Source organism: Streptomyces sp. NPDC056061, assembly GCF_042266885.1.
GTDB lineage: Bacteria > Actinomycetota > Actinomycetes > Streptomycetales > Streptomycetaceae > Streptomyces.
Genome location: NZ_JBHJWQ010000023.1, coordinates 88,109 through 104,089 on the forward strand (window position 1 = coordinate 88,109; position 15,981 = coordinate 104,089).

General features: G+C 72.3%; 13 protein-coding genes. 8 read left to right on the forward strand and 5 right to left on the reverse strand.

Annotated elements, in window-relative coordinates; genetic code table 11:
* Window positions 1-113 precede the first annotated feature (113 nt).
* Together ACFC79_RS27615 and ACFC79_RS27620 are read left to right on the forward strand one after the other, a co-directional pair.
* Window positions 114-1,178, forward strand: coding sequence for a LacI family DNA-binding transcriptional regulator (locus ACFC79_RS27615; protein WP_376245222.1), 1,065 nt, complete (start codon window positions 114-116; stop codon window positions 1,176-1,178).
* Window positions 1,179-1,327: 149 nt separating this feature from the next.
* Complete coding sequence (locus ACFC79_RS27620; RefSeq protein WP_376245225.1) at window positions 1,328-2,365, forward strand: phosphatase PAP2 family protein; 1,038 nt, start codon at window positions 1,328-1,330, stop codon at window positions 2,363-2,365.
* Here the strand turns inward: ACFC79_RS27620 and ACFC79_RS27625 are convergent.
* The 3 genes from ACFC79_RS27625 to ACFC79_RS27635 form a co-directional block, all read right to left on the reverse strand.
* Window positions 2,350-5,343: a bifunctional [glutamine synthetase] adenylyltransferase/[glutamine synthetase]-adenylyl-L-tyrosine phosphorylase gene (locus ACFC79_RS27625; RefSeq protein ID WP_376245228.1), complete on the reverse strand. Its 2,994-nt coding sequence runs from the start codon at window positions 5,341-5,343 to the stop codon at window positions 2,350-2,352. The two genes, ACFC79_RS27620 and ACFC79_RS27625, sit on opposite strands and share 16 nt — an antisense overlap.
* 468 nt (window positions 5,344-5,811) lie before the next feature.
* A complete protein-coding gene (locus ACFC79_RS27630; RefSeq protein ID WP_376245231.1) occupies window positions 5,812-6,630 on the reverse strand; it encodes a putative protein N(5)-glutamine methyltransferase in 819 nt (272 codons plus the stop codon).
* 256 nt (window positions 6,631-6,886) lie between these two features.
* Window positions 6,887-8,389: an MDR family MFS transporter gene (locus tag ACFC79_RS27635; RefSeq protein WP_376245386.1), complete on the reverse strand. Its 1,503-nt coding sequence runs from the start codon at window positions 8,387-8,389 to the stop codon at window positions 6,887-6,889.
* Window positions 8,390-8,537: 148 nt separating this feature from the next.
* Here ACFC79_RS27635 and ACFC79_RS27640 point away from each other — a divergent pair, with 148 nt between their 5' ends.
* Window positions 8,538-9,128, forward strand: coding sequence for a TetR family transcriptional regulator (locus ACFC79_RS27640; RefSeq protein ID WP_376245234.1), 591 nt, complete (start codon window positions 8,538-8,540; stop codon window positions 9,126-9,128).
* 117 nt (window positions 9,129-9,245) lie between these two features.
* Here the strand turns inward: ACFC79_RS27640 and ACFC79_RS27645 are convergent, their stop codons facing one another.
* Window positions 9,246-9,926: a histone deacetylase gene (locus ACFC79_RS27645; protein ID WP_376245389.1), complete on the reverse strand. Its 681-nt coding sequence runs from the start codon at window positions 9,924-9,926 to the stop codon at window positions 9,246-9,248.
* Between the two features lie 77 nt (window positions 9,927-10,003).
* Window positions 10,004-11,365: a type I glutamate--ammonia ligase gene (glnA, locus tag ACFC79_RS27650; protein WP_376245237.1), complete on the reverse strand. Its 1,362-nt coding sequence runs from the start codon at window positions 11,363-11,365 to the stop codon at window positions 10,004-10,006.
* Window positions 11,366-11,607: 242 nt separating this feature from the next.
* Between glnA and ACFC79_RS27655 the strand changes: the two genes are divergently transcribed.
* From ACFC79_RS27655 to ACFC79_RS27675, 5 genes are all read left to right on the forward strand, one after another.
* Window positions 11,608-12,288, forward strand: a complete 681-nt coding sequence (locus ACFC79_RS27655; RefSeq protein ID WP_376245240.1) for a DUF3105 domain-containing protein — start codon at window positions 11,608-11,610, stop codon at window positions 12,286-12,288.
* A complete protein-coding gene (locus ACFC79_RS27660; protein WP_376245243.1) occupies window positions 12,285-13,043 on the forward strand; it encodes a DUF305 domain-containing protein in 759 nt (252 codons plus the stop codon). Before ACFC79_RS27655 ends, ACFC79_RS27660 begins: the two co-directional genes overlap by 4 nt.
* Before the next feature lie 153 nt (window positions 13,044-13,196).
* Window positions 13,197-13,622, forward strand: a complete 426-nt coding sequence (locus ACFC79_RS27665) for a CBS domain-containing protein (RefSeq protein ID WP_376245246.1) — start codon at window positions 13,197-13,199, stop codon at window positions 13,620-13,622.
* A 245-nt stretch (window positions 13,623-13,867) separates the two neighbouring features.
* Window positions 13,868-14,038 carry a hypothetical protein gene (locus tag ACFC79_RS27670; protein ID WP_376245249.1) on the forward strand — a complete coding sequence of 57 codons (171 nt, stop codon included), beginning with the start codon at window positions 13,868-13,870 and terminating at the stop codon, window positions 14,036-14,038.
* Window positions 14,039-14,104: 66 nt separating this feature from the next.
* Window positions 14,105-15,892 (forward strand): multicopper oxidase family protein, encoded by a 1,788-nt coding sequence (locus tag ACFC79_RS27675; protein ID WP_376245252.1) that lies wholly within the window; start codon window positions 14,105-14,107, stop codon window positions 15,890-15,892.
* Window positions 15,893-15,981 lie beyond the last annotated feature (89 nt).

Below are 15,981 nucleotides of genomic sequence, written 5' to 3' on the forward strand. Positions count from 1 at the left end.
ACCACCCGGCGGATGTCCCGCCCCCGCACCGCGGACGGGGCCGCCCGGCTCCGGGGGCGGGCAGGCGGGCGGATAGTGGGCAATCCGACATACGCCCGGTACAGTCCAGTTCCATGACCGCACGGCTTGCCGATATCGCAACTCAGGCGGGGGTCAGCGAAGCGACGGTCAGCCGCGTACTGAACGGCAAGCCCGGTGTTGCAGCGGCCACCCGCGAATCCGTTCTCGCCGCGCTCGACGTCCTCGGCTACGAACGGCCCGTGCGCCTGCGCAGGCGCAGCGCGGGGCTGGTCGGGCTGATCACGCCCGAGTTGGAGAACCCCATCTTCCCGGCGCTGGCCCAGATCATCGGCCAGGCGCTGACCCGGCAGGGATACACCCCGGTCCTCGCGACCCAGACGCCCGGCGGTTCCACCGAGGACGAGCTCACCGAGATGCTGGTCGACCGCGGGGTCTCGGGCATCATCTTCGTCTCCGGGCTGCACGCCGACACCTCCGCCGACATGCGGCGCTACGAGCAACTGCGAGGGAAGGGCGTCCCCTTCGTCCTGGTCAACGGCTTCTCCCCCGAGGTGCGGGCGCCGTTCATCTCGCCGGACGACCGGGCGGCGATGCGGCTCGCGGTGACACACCTGGTGTCGCTGGGGCACCAGCGGATCGGACTGGCGGTCGGGCCCAAGCGGTTCGTGCCGGTGCTGCGCAAGATCGAGGGCTTCCGCGCCGCCGTGCGGGAGCAGTTGGGCGTCGGTGCGGACGGGGTGGAGGAGCTGATCCAGCACTCACTGTTCACCCTGGAGGGTGGGCAGGCCGCCGCCTCGGCCCTGATGGAGCGGGGTTGCACGGCGGTGGTGTGCGCGAGCGACATGATGGCGCTCGGCGCGATCCGGGCCGCCCGCCGCCTGTCCCTGGAGGTGCCGCGCGACCTGTCGGTCGTCGGCTTCGACGACTCGCCGCTCATAGCGTTCACGGATCCGCCGCTGACGACGATCAGGCAGCCGGTGACGGCGATGGGCCAGGCCGCCGTGCGCACCCTCCTGGAGGAGGTCGGCGGCACGCCCGCTCCGCACAGCGAGTTCGTCTTCATGCCCGAACTGGTGGTCCGCGGCTCGACGGCGGCCGGTCCCGGTCCCGCTCCGGCACCCGCCGGGGCCGTACCGGAATCCCACGGCCGGGGCTGAACCGCGGTCCGCCCCGGCGCCGATCCGCCACGCGCTACGGGGCATTCCTGAAGAGCCGTCCCGTAATCCGTGGCGAATCGGGGGCTACGGGGCAGCCCTCGGGGGGACGTGACCGAGTGGGCAGGACATTTCTGGCAGACTCTATGCCTATGGGTGAATTGCGCGTCACGTCACAGGAAGTCCTCCCGGAGGCCGCCCCGTCACCCATCGCGGACGCAACGACCCCTGCGGCGCCCCCGAGACGGAACGCCGAACCGGACGGGAACGGCCCGGCGCCCTCGCCCCTCCCCTCCCGCTCCTCGCGCCTGGCCCGGCTCGCACGTCGGTCACGGCCCCCCCGCCGGCCACGTGTCCGGTTCGAAATCGTGTTGATCGCCGCCAGTTACTGGGTGTACTCGCTGGTGCGCAACGCCGTTCCGGAGCAGAGGGCCCAGGCGCTGCGCAACGCCGACTGGATCTGGTCGGTCGAGAAGCACCTGGGAATCGCGGTCGAACAGACCGTCAACCATGCGGTGAATTCCGTGACATGGCTGATCGTGTCGATGAACTACTACTACGCGACACTGCACTTCGTCGTGACCGTCTGTGTCCTGGTGTGGCTCTTCCACCGTCACCCCGGCCGGTACGCGGCTGCCCGGCTGGCCCTGTTCGCGACCACGGCGGTGGCCCTGCTCGGTTACTACGTGTTTCCACTGGCGCCGCCGCGCCTGATGAGCGGCGGCCACTTCATCGACACCGTCCTGGTCCACCACACCTGGGGTTCGATGGCGTCGGGCAACTTCAAGAACATGTCGAACCAGTACGCGGCGATGCCCTCGATGCACATCGGCTGGTCGCTCTGGTGCGGCCTCACCGTCTTCGCCCTGGTCTCCGCGCCCTGGGCCCGCGTGCTGGGCCTGCTCTACCCGGCCCTGACCCTGCTCGTGATCGTGTCGACGGCCAATCACTTCTGGCTGGACGCGCTGGGCGGCATGCTGTGTCTGGCCTTCGGCTGTGTGCTCTCGTACGCCTGGTACGGCTCGCTGCCGCACCGCCTGCCCCGGCGGGTACGGGTGCCGGACGGCAGAACGCGGCCGGGTGCCCGTCCGCGCGCGGGCGTCGCGGCCCGGATCGGCCGGCGGTCGCCGGGTGCGGCGGACGTGCCGGAGGCGGCGGAATCGGCGTTCCCGCCTCACGCCGCCCCGTAGAAGCGCTCCTCCATCACCGCCCGTGCCCGCCGCGTGATCCGCCGGTAGTCGTCCAGCATGTCGCCGACGTGGCCCGGCTCGTAGCCCAGGTAGCGTCCCACCGCGGTGAGTTCGCGGGGCCCGGACGGAAACGTGTCGCCCGGCCGCCCGCGCACCAGCATCACCGCGTTGCGGACCCGCGTCGCCAGCACCCATGCCTCGTCCAGCGTCTGCGCCTCCTCGGTCGGGATCAGCCCCGCCGCGCACGCGGCGGCCAGCGCCTCGCGCGTGCGCGTCGTCCGCAGCCCCGGCTCCGACCAGCCGTGCCGCATCTGCATCAGCTGGACCGTCCACTCGACGTCGCTCAACCCGCCGCGGCCCAGCTTGGTGTGGAGCGTCGGGTCCGCGCCGCGGGGCAGCCGTTCGGACTCCATCCGGGCCTTCAGCCGACGGATCTCGCGCACCGCGTCCTCCCCGAGTCCCTCCATCGGGTAGCGCAGCGGATCGATCAGCTCGATGAAGTCGCGGCCGAGCCGTTCGTCGCCCGCGACCGGTTCGGCCCGCAGCAGCGCCTGGCTCTCCCAGACCAGCGACCAGCGCCGGTAGTACGCCTCGTACGAGCGCAGCGTGCGCACCAGCGGTCCGTTCCTGCCCTCCGGGCGCAGGTCCGCGTCGATGATCAGCGGCGGGTCGGCGGTCGGGAGTTGCAGCAGCCTGCGCATCTCGGCCACCACCGCGTTCGCGGCCCGTGCCGCCTCCTGCTCGTCGACGCCCTCGCGCGGTTCGTGGACGAACAGCACGTCGGCGTCGGAGCCGTAGCCGAGTTCGTGCCCGCCGAACCGGCCCACGCCGATGACCGCGAACCGGGTGGGCAGGGTGTCCCCCCACTGGTCGCGCACGGCGGCGCGCAGGGCGCCCGCGATGGTGGCGGCGGTCAGGTCGGTGACCGCGTCGCCGACCCGGTCGACGAGGGCGCCCGGGTCCTCCTCGGCGGGGCGTTCCTCCGTGCCGTACGAACCGATGAGGTCCGCGGCCGTGGTGCGGAACAGTTCGCGCCGACGCACGCCGCGCACCGCGGCGACGGCGGACTCGGCACCGTCGGCCCGCCCCACCGCCGCCAGCACCTCCTGCTCCAGATGGGCCCGGCCGCGCGGCCGCAGCCCCTGCGGGTCGCCGAGGATCGCCACCGCCTCGGGGGCGCGCAGCAGCAGGTCCGGGGCGAGCCGGCCGGCCGACAGCACCCGGGCGAGGTTCTCCGCCGCCGCGCCCTCGTCCCGCAGCAGGCGCAGGTACCAGGGCGTCTTGCCGAGGGCGTCGGACACCTTGCGGAAGCCGAGCAGGCCGGCGTCGGGATCGGCGGAGTCCGCGAACCAGCCGAGCAGCACCGGCAGCAGGGTGCGCTGGATCGCGGCCTTGCGGGACACCCCGGACGACAGCGCCTCCAGGTGCCGCAGCGCCGCTGCCGGATCCGCATATCCGAGGGCTTCGAGCCGGTGCCGGGCCGCCTCGGCGCTGAGCCGGGACTCGCCGGGGGCGAGCTGGGCGACGGCGTCGAGCAGCGGCCGGTAGAAGAGTTTCTCGTGCAGCCGCCGCGCCACGGAGGAGTGCCGCCGCCACGCCTGGTTGAGTTCGGTGATCGGGTCGGTGCGCATCCCGAGGGAGCGTCCGAGCCGCCGCAGGTCGGCCTCGTCCTCCGGGACCAGATGGGTGCGGCGCAGCCGGTGGAGCTGGATGCGGTGCTCCATGGCGCGCAGGAAGCGGTAGGCGTCGTCCAGCTGCGCGGCGTCCACCCGGCCCACGTAGCCGCCCGCGGCGAGCGCCCGCAGGGCCTCCAGGGTGGTGCCGCTGCGCAGGGCGGCGTCGCTGCGGCCGTGCACCAGCTGGAGCAGCTGCACGGCGAACTCCACGTCCCGCAGTCCGCCGGGGCCGAGTTTGAGCTCGCGGTCTATGCGGTCGGCGGGGATGTTGTCGACGACGCGGCGGCGCATCCGCTGGACGTCGGCGACGAAGTTCTCGCGCTCGGATGCCTGCCACACCAGCGGGGAGACGGCCTCGATGTACTCGGCGCCCAGTTCGGGGTCTCCGGCCACCGGCCGGGCCTTGAGCAGCGCCTGGAACTCCCAGGTCTTGGCCCAGCGCTGGTAGTACGCGAGGTGCGAGGAGAGCGTCCGTACGAGCGGACCGTTGCGGCCCTCGGGCCGGAGGTTGGCGTCGACGGGCCAGATGGTGCCCTCGACGGTCGTGTCGGAGCAGATCCGCATCATGTGCGCGGCCAGGCGGGTGGCGGCCGGTACCGCCGCACTCTCCTCGACGCCGTCGGCCGGTTCCGTGACGAAGATGACGTCGACGTCGGAGACGTAGTTCAGTTCGTGCCCGCCGCACTTGCCCATCGCGATGACGGCGAGCCGGCACCGGGCGGCGTCCTCGGGCGCGGCCGTCCGGGCGATGGCGAGTGCCGCCCGCAGTGTCGCGGTGGCCAGGTCGGCGAGTTCGGCGGCGGTCTCGGCGACTCCGGTCGTCCCGCACACGTCCCGGGCCGCTATGGCCAGCAGGCAGCGGCGGTAGGCGACGCGCAGCGAGTCGGGGTCGTCGGCCCCGGCGAGTTCCTGCTCGAACTCCGGCACGCCGGGGTGCAGATCGGCGGCCTCGTAGGTGACGAGCGCGTGCCAGTCGCGCGGGTGGCGCGCCAGGTGGTCGCCGAGGGCCTCGGATGCCCCGAGCACGCCGAGCAGCCGGTCCCGCAGGGGTTTGGCGGTGATGAGGGTGTCCAGCAGGACCTGCCGCTCGTCCGGGTCCTCGGCCTCCACCAGCCGGGCGACCCCGTGCAGCGCCAGGTCCGGGTCGGCGGTGGCCCCGAGGGCTTCGAGGAGCACCGGGTCGGACCGTACGGACGCCAGCGCGGGCAGGTCGAGGACCCGCTCGGCGGCGGATGGATCGGTGAATCCATGCCGCAGCAGTCGGGTGAACGTACTGCTCCTGCGTCCCGGCACCGTCGTCATTCCGTACTCTCCTGCTCGCCGCCCACACACGATCCAGCGCTTCGAGCCTAAGGGCTGTCCTGTAGTCCCCGGCGGATCAGCGCGCGGCGTCAGATGCGGGTGCGCCGCACGGCGGAGAAACGCCCGCATACGGGACGTATTCGGGCGATCCGACAACGCCGCGACGTGCCGTAGCTGCCGTCGCACGCCCGCCGGGGACCATGGGGCAGCCCTTGACGACCCCGCCCGCGACGGGCAGGGGAGCAATGCGACCGGCGGCGGGGCAGGACGGGAGGCGTGGAGCAATGCGACCGGCGGCGGGGCAGGACGGGAGGCGTGGAGCAATGCGACCGGCGGCGGGGCAGGGAGTGGTGTCCGGGGCCCTCGGGGCGGGGCGGTTCGCCGCCGGGCCGTGCCGGGGCCCGTGCGCGATGCGGTCCCCCGGGCCGCCCGCCCCCGCCGGGCCCGGGGCCCGGGGCCCGGCGACGGTCAGCCCCCGGAAGGGCCCGGGAGGGCTGCGCCGTCCGGCCTGGTCGCGACGGCGACGGTGGCGTACAGCTCCTCGGAGCCGACCACGCGCGGCAGCAGACCGCTGCGGGCGATGGTCTCCACGGCCCGGGCCGCCTGCCGTTCGCTCGTCTCGACCAGCAGGTGGCCGCCCGGTGCCAGCCAGCGCGGCGCCTCGGCGACGACCCGCCGCAGGACGTCCAGGCCGTCCGCACCGCCGTCGAGGGCGACCCGCGGTTCGTGGATGCGCGCCTCGGGAGGCAGGAGTCCGACATCGTCCGTCGGCACGTACGGCACGTTGGCGAGCAGGATCTCCACCCGGCCGCGCAGGGTGGCGGGGAGCGGCTCGAAGAGGTCGCCCTCGTACACCCGGCCCGTGCCGGCGAGGTTGCGCCGGGCGCAGCGCACGGCCGCGGGTTCGACGTCGGTGGCGTGCAGTTCGATCCGCCCCAGCTGCACGGCGAGCGCGGCGCCGAGGGCGCCCGACCCGCAGCAGAGGTCGACGACGACCGCCCCCGGCCCGGCGAGGGCGGCGGCCTGCCGGACCAGGAACTCGGTGCGGCGGCGGGGCACGAAGACCCCGGGGTCCACGGCGATCCGCAGACCGCTGAACCCGGCCCAGCCGAGGACGTGTTCGAGAGGGAGCCCGGCGACCCGGCGTTCGACCACGGCGGCGATCTCGGCCGGGTCGGTGGTCGTGGAGAGGATCAACTCCGCCTCGTCCTCGGCGAATACGCAGCCTGCGGCGCGGAGTGCGGTGACGAGGGAGGAGACGGCGAGCGTTGGAGCGGAATCCGACATGAAGCGGAGCCTTTCGGGAAAGCCGATGGGCGCTCCGCGGTCGATTATGTCGGGTCGACCACGCGATCGTGCGGAAGGAGCACCCAGCCTGATACAGCGGTAATGGGTCTCACCTCCTCGGTCGGTCCCCGGTCGGGGTGGGTCACACTACCCCAGTCCCGGGTGGCGGGGGTGCGGGACGGCAGGGGTGTGCCCCGTGCCGTCCGTCGTGGACGGCACGGGGCACGGGGCGGCCGGGCCCGTCACTGTCGGTCCGTCACAGATCGACGCTGTCGCGCAGCTTCGTCGGTGTCAGGAACAGGGCGGCGACCACGCCGATCACGGCGATGCCGGCCGAGATGAGGAAGACGGTGCCGGTCGCGTCGCCGTACGCGGCGCGCACCACCTCCTGGATCTGCGGCGGCATCGCGGCCAGGTTCAGGGTGGAGCCGCCGCCCCCGGACGAGGCCGCCGGGTCGACGCCGAGCTCCGCCAGGCCGTCGGCGATCCTGGTGGCGACCTGGTTGGCGAGCACCGCCCCCAGCACCGAGACCCCGACCGTGCCGCCGAGCGAGCGGAAGAAGGTGATCGCGCCGCTGGCCGCGCCGAGTTCGCCGAGCGGAACGGTGTTCTGCAGGACGAGCACCAGGTTCTGCATCGACATGCCGACGCCCACGCCGACCGCGAGCATGCCCGCCGACACCAGGACGAGCGAGGTCTCGTGGTCGATGGCGGACAGTCCCAGGAAGCCCAGCGCGAGGACGACGACACCGGTGATGATGTACGGCTTCACCTTGCCGGTGCGGGAGACCAGGCGCCCGGCGACGGTGGAGGAGACCAGCACGCCGAGCATCAGCGGGATGGTGAGGAGTCCGGCCTCGGTGGGCGAGTAGCCGCGGCCGATCTGGAAGTACTGGCCGAGGAAGACCGCGCCGCCGAACATCGCCATGCCGACCGCGAGGCTCGCGACGATGGCGAGCGCGGGGTCGCGGCGGCGCACCACGTGGAGCGGGACGACCGGCTCCGCGACCCGGTTCTCGACGAGGACGGCCACGATCAGGATCACGGCACTCGCGCCGACCATGACGAGGGTCTGCCAGGAGATCCAGTCGAAGTCGTTGCCGACGAAGGTGACCCAGAGCAGCAGCAGGCTGACCCCGGCGGCGATCAGGGCGGCACCCAGGTAGTCGACCTTCGTGTCGGGGCGGCGCACCTCGGTGAGGTGCAGGGTCCGGGTGAGCATCACGAGGGCGATCAGGGTGAACGGCACGGCGATGAAGAAGCACCAGCGCCAGCCGAGCCAGGAGGTGTCGGTGATGAAGCCGCCCAGCAGCGGCCCGCCGACGGTGGCGACGGCCATGACACCGCCCAGGTAGCCGTTGTAGCGGCCACGCTCCTTGGGGCTGATCATCGCGGCGATGATGACCTGGACCAGCACCTGGAGGGCGCCCATGCCGAGGCCCTGGACGGCGCGGAAGGCGATCAACTGCTCGGTGGACTGGGCGAATCCGCAGGCGACCGAGGCGATGACGAAGATGCCGATGGATATCTGGAGCAGCAGCTTCTTGCTGAACAGGTCGGCGAGCTTGCCCCAGATCGGGGTGGACGCCGTGGACGCGAGCAGGGTCGCGGTCACGACCCAGGTGTACTGCGACTGGGTGCCGTTCAGCGAACCGATGATCTTCGGCAGCGCCACCGAGACCACCGTGCTGCTGATCATCGCCACGAACAGCACGATCAGCAGGCCGCTCAGCGCCCGCAGCACATGACGGTGATCCATCGGCGCGACTTCGGTCGGCGCGGCCGTTTGTGCGCTCACGCGCAACCTCCGGGAGGGACGAGCAGGGGCAGGAAAGGCTTCACCATACATGCTCATTGCGCAATTTTGCACACTGGGCAATTATTCCCGTCGGGGCGATACTGAACCCATGGAGAGCGCTGTGGGACTGCGGGAACGCAAGAAGGAAGCCACCAGGCAGGCCGTGCACGAGGCGACGCTGCGGCTGACCGTGGAGCACGGCTTCGACCACGTCACGGTGGAGGCCGTCGCGGACGCGGCGGGCATCTCGCGCAGAACGTTCTCCAACTACTTCGCGGGCAAGGAGGACGCCCTCCTGCACGGCGAGGAGCAGCACATCAGGGCCCTTGTGCAGACCGTCCGCGACCGCCCCGCCGAGGAGTCCGCCTGGACGGCGCTGCGAGCGGCCATGGAACAGTTCACCGAGCGGATCTCACCACCGGAACGCGAATGGGCGCTGCGCACCAGGCTGGCGATGCGGCACCCCTCGCTGCTCGCCCGCCAGCTCGCCAATCACGCGGCCCTGGAACGGGACTTGGCCGATGCCGTGGCGCCCCGCCGGGGCCCGTCCGGGAAGCCGGTCCGGCCGACGGTCCTGGCCGCGGCGTTCCTGTCCTCGCTGCGGATCGCCATGCGCATGTGGATCGAGGAGGACCTGGCCCGCGAGCCGGCCGAGGTGATGGGCGAGATCCTCGACGAGATGGCCTGCCGGTTCGACTGAGCGGGGCGCGCAAGCGGTACCCTCCGGCGACCGATCGCGCCGGGCGGCGGGACGGGACCGGCAAAAGCCGCCCGCGGTGCAGCACGGCGCCGGCCCCGCCCCGGCCGCGGCACCGCCCTACCGCGGCGGTTCGCTCAGCAGACCGGCGACGGCCCCGGGCGACCAGTGCCCGGCCGCCCCCGGCCGGGAGGCCAGGTAGGCGGCGACGGCATCCGTGTCCCATGCGCGCGCCGACGACAGTCCGGAGGCCAGGCAGCGCAGGTAGCCCGCGGACGGCGGGACGAGCGCCACGTCGCCCATGCTCCACGGCGCGGTGAACGTGAGCACGGGAAGGCCGTCGACCTGCCCCGCGCACACCAGCGTCTCGTAGCGTCCCTCGCCCACGGCCGACCGCCCGCGGGCGAGCACGTCCGTCAGGTCCAGTTGCGGGCCGGGCTCCCGGTACATCTCCTGGGCGGCGATGTCGGAGAACTGCTCCGCCGTGACCAGGTGGGCCCTGGCGAGCACCCGTCCGTCGGCCGACGGGTCGTAGAACGCCCGGCCGCCGCCCCACACCGGCGACTCGGTCGCGAAGTACACGGCGCCCGTCGGCTCGACGGCGATCGAGCGCGTGGGCAACCGGGTGTCCCGGCACCCCGGGCACTCCCCGCCCGGCCCGGCCGCCCCGGTCGGCCGCCCGCCCCGGATGCAATGGGCGAGCCGCTCCGACCGCAGGTTGGAGCCGTACGCCAGGTACCAGACCCGCCGCGGGCGCGGATCACCCGGCGGGGCCGGGTCGATGTCCACCGGGGCATTCACGGGCACGGGAACTCCAGGGGCCGACGGCACGGCGATCGCTGTGACCGGCACAGCAGGCCACCGCGACCGCCCGCCGGTCACAGCACCGGCAGCAGGTTCTTCAGCTCGAAGGCGGTGACCTCGGAGCGGTACTCCTCCCACTCCTGCTTCTTGTTGCGCAGGAAGAAGTCGAAGACGTGCTCGCCGAGGGTCTCGGCGACCAGTTCACTCCGCTCCATCAGCGAGATCGCCTCGCCCAGGTTCTGCGGCAGCGGTTCGATGCCCATCGCGCGGCGCTCCGCGTCGGACAGGGCCCAGACGTCGTCGTCGGCACCGGCCGGGAGCGCGTAGCCCTCCTCTATGCCCTTGAGGCCCGCGGCGAGCAGTACCGCGTAGGTGAGGTACGGGTTGGCGCCGGAGTCGATGGAGCGGACCTCGACGCGGGCGGAGCCGGTCTTGCCGGGCTTGTACATCGGGACGCGGATGAGTGCGGAGCGGTTGTTGTGGCCCCAGCAGATGTACGAGGGGGCCTCGCCGCCGGCGCCCGCGGCGCGGGAGGAGCCGCCCCAGATGCGCTTGTAGGAGTTGACCCACTGGTTGGTCACGGCGGAGATCTCCGCGGCGTGGTTCAGCAGGCCGGCGATGAACGACCGCCCGATCTTGGAGAGTTGGTACTCGGCACCCGACTCGTAGAAGGCGTTGCGGTCGCCCTCGAAGAGAGAGAGGTGCGTATGCATGCCCGAACCGGGGTACTCGGAGAACGGCTTCGGCATGAACGTCGCCTGCACGCCCTGCTCCAGCGCGACCTGCTTCATCACGAGCCGGAAGGTCATGATGTTGTCGGCGGTGGAGAGCGCGTCCGCGTACCGCAGATCGATCTCCTGCTGGCCGGGGGCGCCCTCGTGGTGGCTGAACTCGACCGAGATGCCCATGGATTCGAGCATGGTGATCGCCTGGCGGCGGAAGTCCATGCCGACGTTCTGCGGGGTGTGGTCGAAGTAGCCGGAGCTGTCGGCGGGCGTCGGGCGGCTGCCGTCGACCGGCTTGTCCTTCAACAGGAAGAACTCGATCTCCGGGTGGGTGTAGAAGGTGAAGCCCAGGTCGGACGTCTTGGCGAGGATGCGCTTGAGGACGTAGCGCGGATCGGCGAAGGACGGCGAGCCGTCGGGCATCAGGATGTCGCAGAACATCCGGGCCGTGCCGGGTGCCTCCGCGCGCCACGGAAGGATCTGGAACGTACCCGGGTCCGGCTTGGCGATCATGTCGGATTCGTACACCCGGGCGAAGCCCTCGATGGCGGAGCCGTCGAAGCCGATTCCCTCGTCAAACGCCTGTTCCAGTTCGGCGGGGGCCACGGCGACGGATTTGAGGTAGCCGAGGACATCGGTGAACCACAGCCGTACGAAGCGGATGTCGCGCTCCTCAAGCGTCCTGAGGACGAATTCCTGCTGCTTGTCCATAGCCACATCCTTGCAGTTCAGACGGTTCATGCACCACCGCCCGGGGTGGGGAGGAGCTCCAGTGTCACGGCCCGGGATTTCACCCAGATTACGCACACGGAGTGAGATGGAGCACCCGGCCACCCACTACGATCTGCGCCCATGGCACGCACGGGGTGGAGCGGCTCGACCACTGTCCGGTGCGTGCCGGTTCCCGGATCCCTTCCGTCCCTTCCCGCCTCTTCGCAGAAGGACCTGACGACATGAGCTTCGACCACCGGCCCCACCCGGAACAGACGCACGACGCCGACCGCACGCGCGGGCGCCGCAATCGCGTCCTGGCCATAGCCCTGAGCGTTCTCGTCGTCGTCGGCCTCGTCGGATTCGGCTCGTACACGCTGCTGAACAAGTCCGAGGCGGCGGAGAACGAGCAGAACGCCATGCCGGACGACGCCAAGGCCCCCGCACCCGACCGGCGGAGGCAGCCGGCCGGTGGCTCCATCGAGGGGCTGAGGACCTGGGACGCGGCGAAGCTGACCCGCAACCACGTCAGCGGCCCCGTCGACTACCCGATGAAGCCCCCGGTCGGCGGTGACCACAATCCGGTCTGGCTGAACTGCGACGGCGAGGTCTACGAGGAGACGGTCCCCGACGAGAACGCCGTGCACTCCCTGGAGCACGGATCGGTGTGGGTGACGTACACGGACAAGGCCGCGAAGGCCGATGTGGCGAAGCTCGCCGAGCGGGTCGGCAGGACGCCGTACTCGCTGATGAGCCCGTACCCGGACCAGGCCGGCACGATCATGCTGACCGCCTGGGGCAATCAGGTGACGGTGGACGGCGCCGACGACCCGCGCGTCGACACGTTCTTCTCGGCGTTCGTGCAGGGGCCGCAGACGCCGGAGCCCGGCGCGGCGTGCACGGGCGGGCGGGGCGCCCGGTGACCGCGGCACGACGCGGTCGGCGCGCCGAGTGGGCGGCGGGTTCCGCCGTGGTGCTCGCCCTGCTGTTCGCGGGTGCGGCGACGGTCGCCTCCGCGCGGGACGACGGCACGCACCACGCCGCCGCGGCACCCGCCCCCGCTCCGGGCACGCCCGCGGTGGACTCCGCCGACGCCGGATTCGCGCGGGACATGGCGGTCCACCACCAGCAGGCCGTGGAGATGTCCTTCATCGTGCGCGACCGCACCCGGGACGAGGAGGTGCGCCGCCTCGCGTACGACATCGCCAACACGCAGGCCAACCAGCGGGGCATGATGCTCGGCTGGCTGGACCTGTGGGAGCTGCCGAAGACGGCCCCCGGCGGCCGGCCGCCGATGGCCTGGATGGGGTCCGGGCACGAGGGCCACGGCACGGGCACGGCGGGGACTGCGGAGACGGCTGGGACCGCAGGGGCTGCGGGGGCCGCGGAAACCGAGGGCGGTTTTCGGGTCCATGACGGCTCCCTCATGCCCGGCATGGCCACCCGGACCCAGCTGGACCGACTGCGCACGGCGAGCGGCCGGGACGCCGAGGTCCTGTACCTCCGGCTGATGAGCGACCACCACCGGGGCGGCATCGACATGGCCCGCGGCTGCGCCCGGCTCTGCGCGGTGAAGGCGGAGAACCGGCTGGCCCGGGGCATGGTGGAGGCCCAGCAGTCCGAACTGGACATGATGGCCGGGATGCTCCGAGCGCGCGGGGCGGAACCCCGGTCGTGACGGGCCCGGCCGTCGTGGACGGGCGCGGACGGGCGGGGCGCGCAGGGACGCACCTGAACGGGTGACAGCGGTCGCGTACTCCGAACGGGCGTATGACGATGGGATCACTCGGGGGTGAACAGCATGCCCGTCGGTACGCAGGAGGAATCGCTCATGACCACTGCGAAGGACATCATGCACACCGGGGCCACCTGGATCCCCGCGCACGAGACGCTCGACCGGGCCGCGCAGCTGATGCGCGACCACAAGGTGGGCGCGCTGCCCATCTCGGCCAGCGGTGAGCAGGACCGGATGATCGGCATTCTCACGGACCGCGACATCGTGATCGGTTGCGTGGCGATGGGGCACGATCCGGCGAGGATGACCGCGGGCGAGCTGGCCCAGGGCACCCCGCGCTGGATCGACGCCGGCGCGGACGTGGACCAGGTCCTGCAGGAGATGCAGACACACCGGATCCGTCGGCTCCCGGTGGTCCAGAACAAGAAGCTGATCGGCATGATCAGCGAGGCCGACCTGGCACAGCACCTCTCCGACGAGCAGCTCGCCTGCTGGGTGGAGAACGTCTACGCCCGCGGCTGACGAGTAGGTCTCGCACCCGGTCGCGGCCTTCCGTGCCCGATGGCCCGGCACCCGGCTCCACGGGTGCCGGGCCGCCGTGTGCCGCCCGCCCCGCGCCTGCGTGGTTCCGCCGCGGTTTCGCGGGTACCCCGGCCCGGGGCGCGCCGACCCGTCCATGCTTCTCGGGCTCCCCCGTCAGCATTGAGGCGATACGTTTCCGCGCGCTCCCCGGGCGAGATATACCCAACCGGGGTAAGGTGCTCTGCATGACCCTGAGTGATCGTGTGACATACGGACAGTTGCCCCCGTCCGCGGCGCTGCTCATCGGGATCGCCCGCGTCCTCGCGGACGCCGCGGCGCGGGTGTCGCCGATGCCGGGGGCGGTCCCCCGGCTCCGCCGTGGCCTTCGCGCCCCCTTGTCGGTGCCGCGCATATAGGAGGGGACCCGCCTCCCCCTCCCCAGCAGACCGGCCCACCGACAACACCCCGAGGTGCTCTTCGTCATGCGCACTCCTCCCACCCGCCGCGCCGTGCTCGGCGCGGCCGTCGCCACCGTCGGCACGGCAGCCCTGGCCTCCTGCTCCGGCGATTCCGACCCCGGCCACGGCAGTCCTCGGCCCAGCGGTGCGCAGGCCGGCGGCCCGGAGCCCGGCGGTGCGAACCGCGGGAAGGCCGGTCGCGGAAGATCCGAGGGCGAGTACGTCTCCCCCCACGGCGAGGAGGTCGCGGCGGCCGAGGCCAAGCGGCCCTCGGGGCCGCTGCGGAAGTTCCACCTCACCACCACGCCGGCCCGCCTCGACCTGGGCGGCGGGCTGGTCGTCGGCTCCTGGGCCTACGAGGCCCGGCTGCCCGGCCCGGAGCTCCGGTTCACGGTGGGCGAGAACGTGGCGCTCACCCTCGCCAACCACCTGCCGGACGCGACCACCCTGCACTGGCACGGCCTCAACGTGCGCAACGACATGGACGGCGTCCCCGACCTGACCCAGCGGCCCATCAAGGCGGGCGCGGATTTCTCGTACCGCTTCAAGGTGCCGCACCCGGGGACGTACTGGTACCACCCGCACACGGGCGTCCAGCAGGACCGGGGCCTGTACGCGCCGCTGATCGTGGAGGACCCGAAGGAACCCCTGAAGTACGACAAGGAGTGGGTCGTCGTCCTGGACGACTGGGTCGACGGGGTGGACGGCTCCACGCCGGACGGGGTGCTCGACGAGCTCAGCGGCGGCCGGGGCGGCATGGACCACAGCGGGATGCGTCACGGGTCCGGGGACGGCGGGTCCGGCAAGGACGACACCGACGACGGTCACGACATGGACGTCATGGACGACAAGCGCGACGCGAACGACGACGACGGCCGCCGGGGCCCCGCCGCGTCATCCGGGGCACCGAGGTCCGCCGGTTCGTCCGGACGCCGCTCGGGTCCCTCGCGGATCCTGAGGGACGGCTTCAGCGAACTGCTCGACAGCCACGGCGGCAACGTCGCCTACCCGTACTACCTGATCAACGGCCGCATCCCGAAGGCACCCACCTCCTTCACCGCCAGACCCGGCGACCGCATCCGGCTGCGCATCATCAACGCGGGCGGCGACACCGCCTTCCGCGTCGCGCTCGGCGGGCACCGGATGACCATCACCCACACCGACGGCTACCCGGTCCGGCACACCACGACGGACGCCCTGCTGATGGGCATGGGCGAGCGCTACGACGTGATCGTCACCGCCAAGGACGGGGTGTTCCCGCTCACCGCGCTCGCCGAGGGCAAGGGGGCCACCGCGCTGGCCCTGCTGCGCACCGGGCAGGGCACGCCGCCCGCCGCCTCCGTGCGTCCGAAGGAACTCGACGGGAAGCTGGTGGAGGCGGGCGACCTGTCACCGCACGAGTCCGTGGCGCTGTCGGCCCGGGAGCCCGACCGGACCATCCGGTTCAAGCTCACCGGCACGATGAAGGCGTACGACTGGGGCTTCGACCACGAGCCGTACGCCCCCGACCGCCGCCGTCCGGTGGCGGCGGGCGAGCGGGTGAGGCTGGAATTCTTCAACATCACGTCGATGTGGCACCCCATCCACCTGCACGGCCACTCGTTCGGCGTGGTGGGGGCGGCGGGGCCGCGGCACCACGCCTCCCGGCGGCGCGAGCCGCAGTGGGCGCGCAAGGACACCGTGATCGTCCGGCCGAACAGTTCGATGGCGGTGGAGTTCGACGCGGACAACCCGGGCCTGTGGATGCTCCACTGCCACAACATCTACCACTCGGACGTGGGAATGATGACGGTCCTCGGCTACCGCCGCTGATCCGCCGACGCCGACCTTCCCCGACGGGCCGGTCCGCCGCCGCGCGACCCGCGGGGGAAGGCGCCGGGGCGGCCCGCCGGGAGATCGCG

What these genes read in the sequence shown, in the direction of transcription:
- ACFC79_RS27670 (WP_376245249.1), top strand. Translation starts at nt 13,868, where the DNA reads ATGACCCTGAGTGATCGTGTGACATACGGACAGTTGCCCCCGTCCGCG.
- glnA (WP_376245237.1), bottom strand. Translation starts at nt 11,365, where the DNA reads ATGGACAAGCAGCAGGAATTCGTCCTCAGGACGCTTGAGGAGCGCGAC.
- ACFC79_RS27640 (WP_376245234.1), top strand. Translation starts at nt 8,538, where the DNA reads ATGGAGAGCGCTGTGGGACTGCGGGAACGCAAGAAGGAAGCCACCAGG.
- ACFC79_RS27635 (WP_376245386.1), bottom strand. Translation starts at nt 8,389, where the DNA reads ATGGATCACCGTCATGTGCTGCGGGCGCTGAGCGGCCTGCTGATCGTG.
- ACFC79_RS27630 (WP_376245231.1), bottom strand. Translation starts at nt 6,630, where the DNA reads ATGTCGGATTCCGCTCCAACGCTCGCCGTCTCCTCCCTCGTCACCGCA.
- ACFC79_RS27675 (WP_376245252.1), top strand. Translation starts at nt 14,105, where the DNA reads ATGCGCACTCCTCCCACCCGCCGCGCCGTGCTCGGCGCGGCCGTCGCC.
- ACFC79_RS27655 (WP_376245240.1), top strand. Translation starts at nt 11,608, where the DNA reads ATGAGCTTCGACCACCGGCCCCACCCGGAACAGACGCACGACGCCGAC.
- ACFC79_RS27615 (WP_376245222.1), top strand. Translation starts at nt 114, where the DNA reads ATGACCGCACGGCTTGCCGATATCGCAACTCAGGCGGGGGTCAGCGAA.
- ACFC79_RS27665 (WP_376245246.1), top strand. Translation starts at nt 13,197, where the DNA reads ATGACCACTGCGAAGGACATCATGCACACCGGGGCCACCTGGATCCCC.
- ACFC79_RS27625 (WP_376245228.1), bottom strand. Translation starts at nt 5,343, where the DNA reads ATGACGACGGTGCCGGGACGCAGGAGCAGTACGTTCACCCGACTGCTG.
- ACFC79_RS27620 (WP_376245225.1), top strand. Translation starts at nt 1,328, where the DNA reads ATGGGTGAATTGCGCGTCACGTCACAGGAAGTCCTCCCGGAGGCCGCC.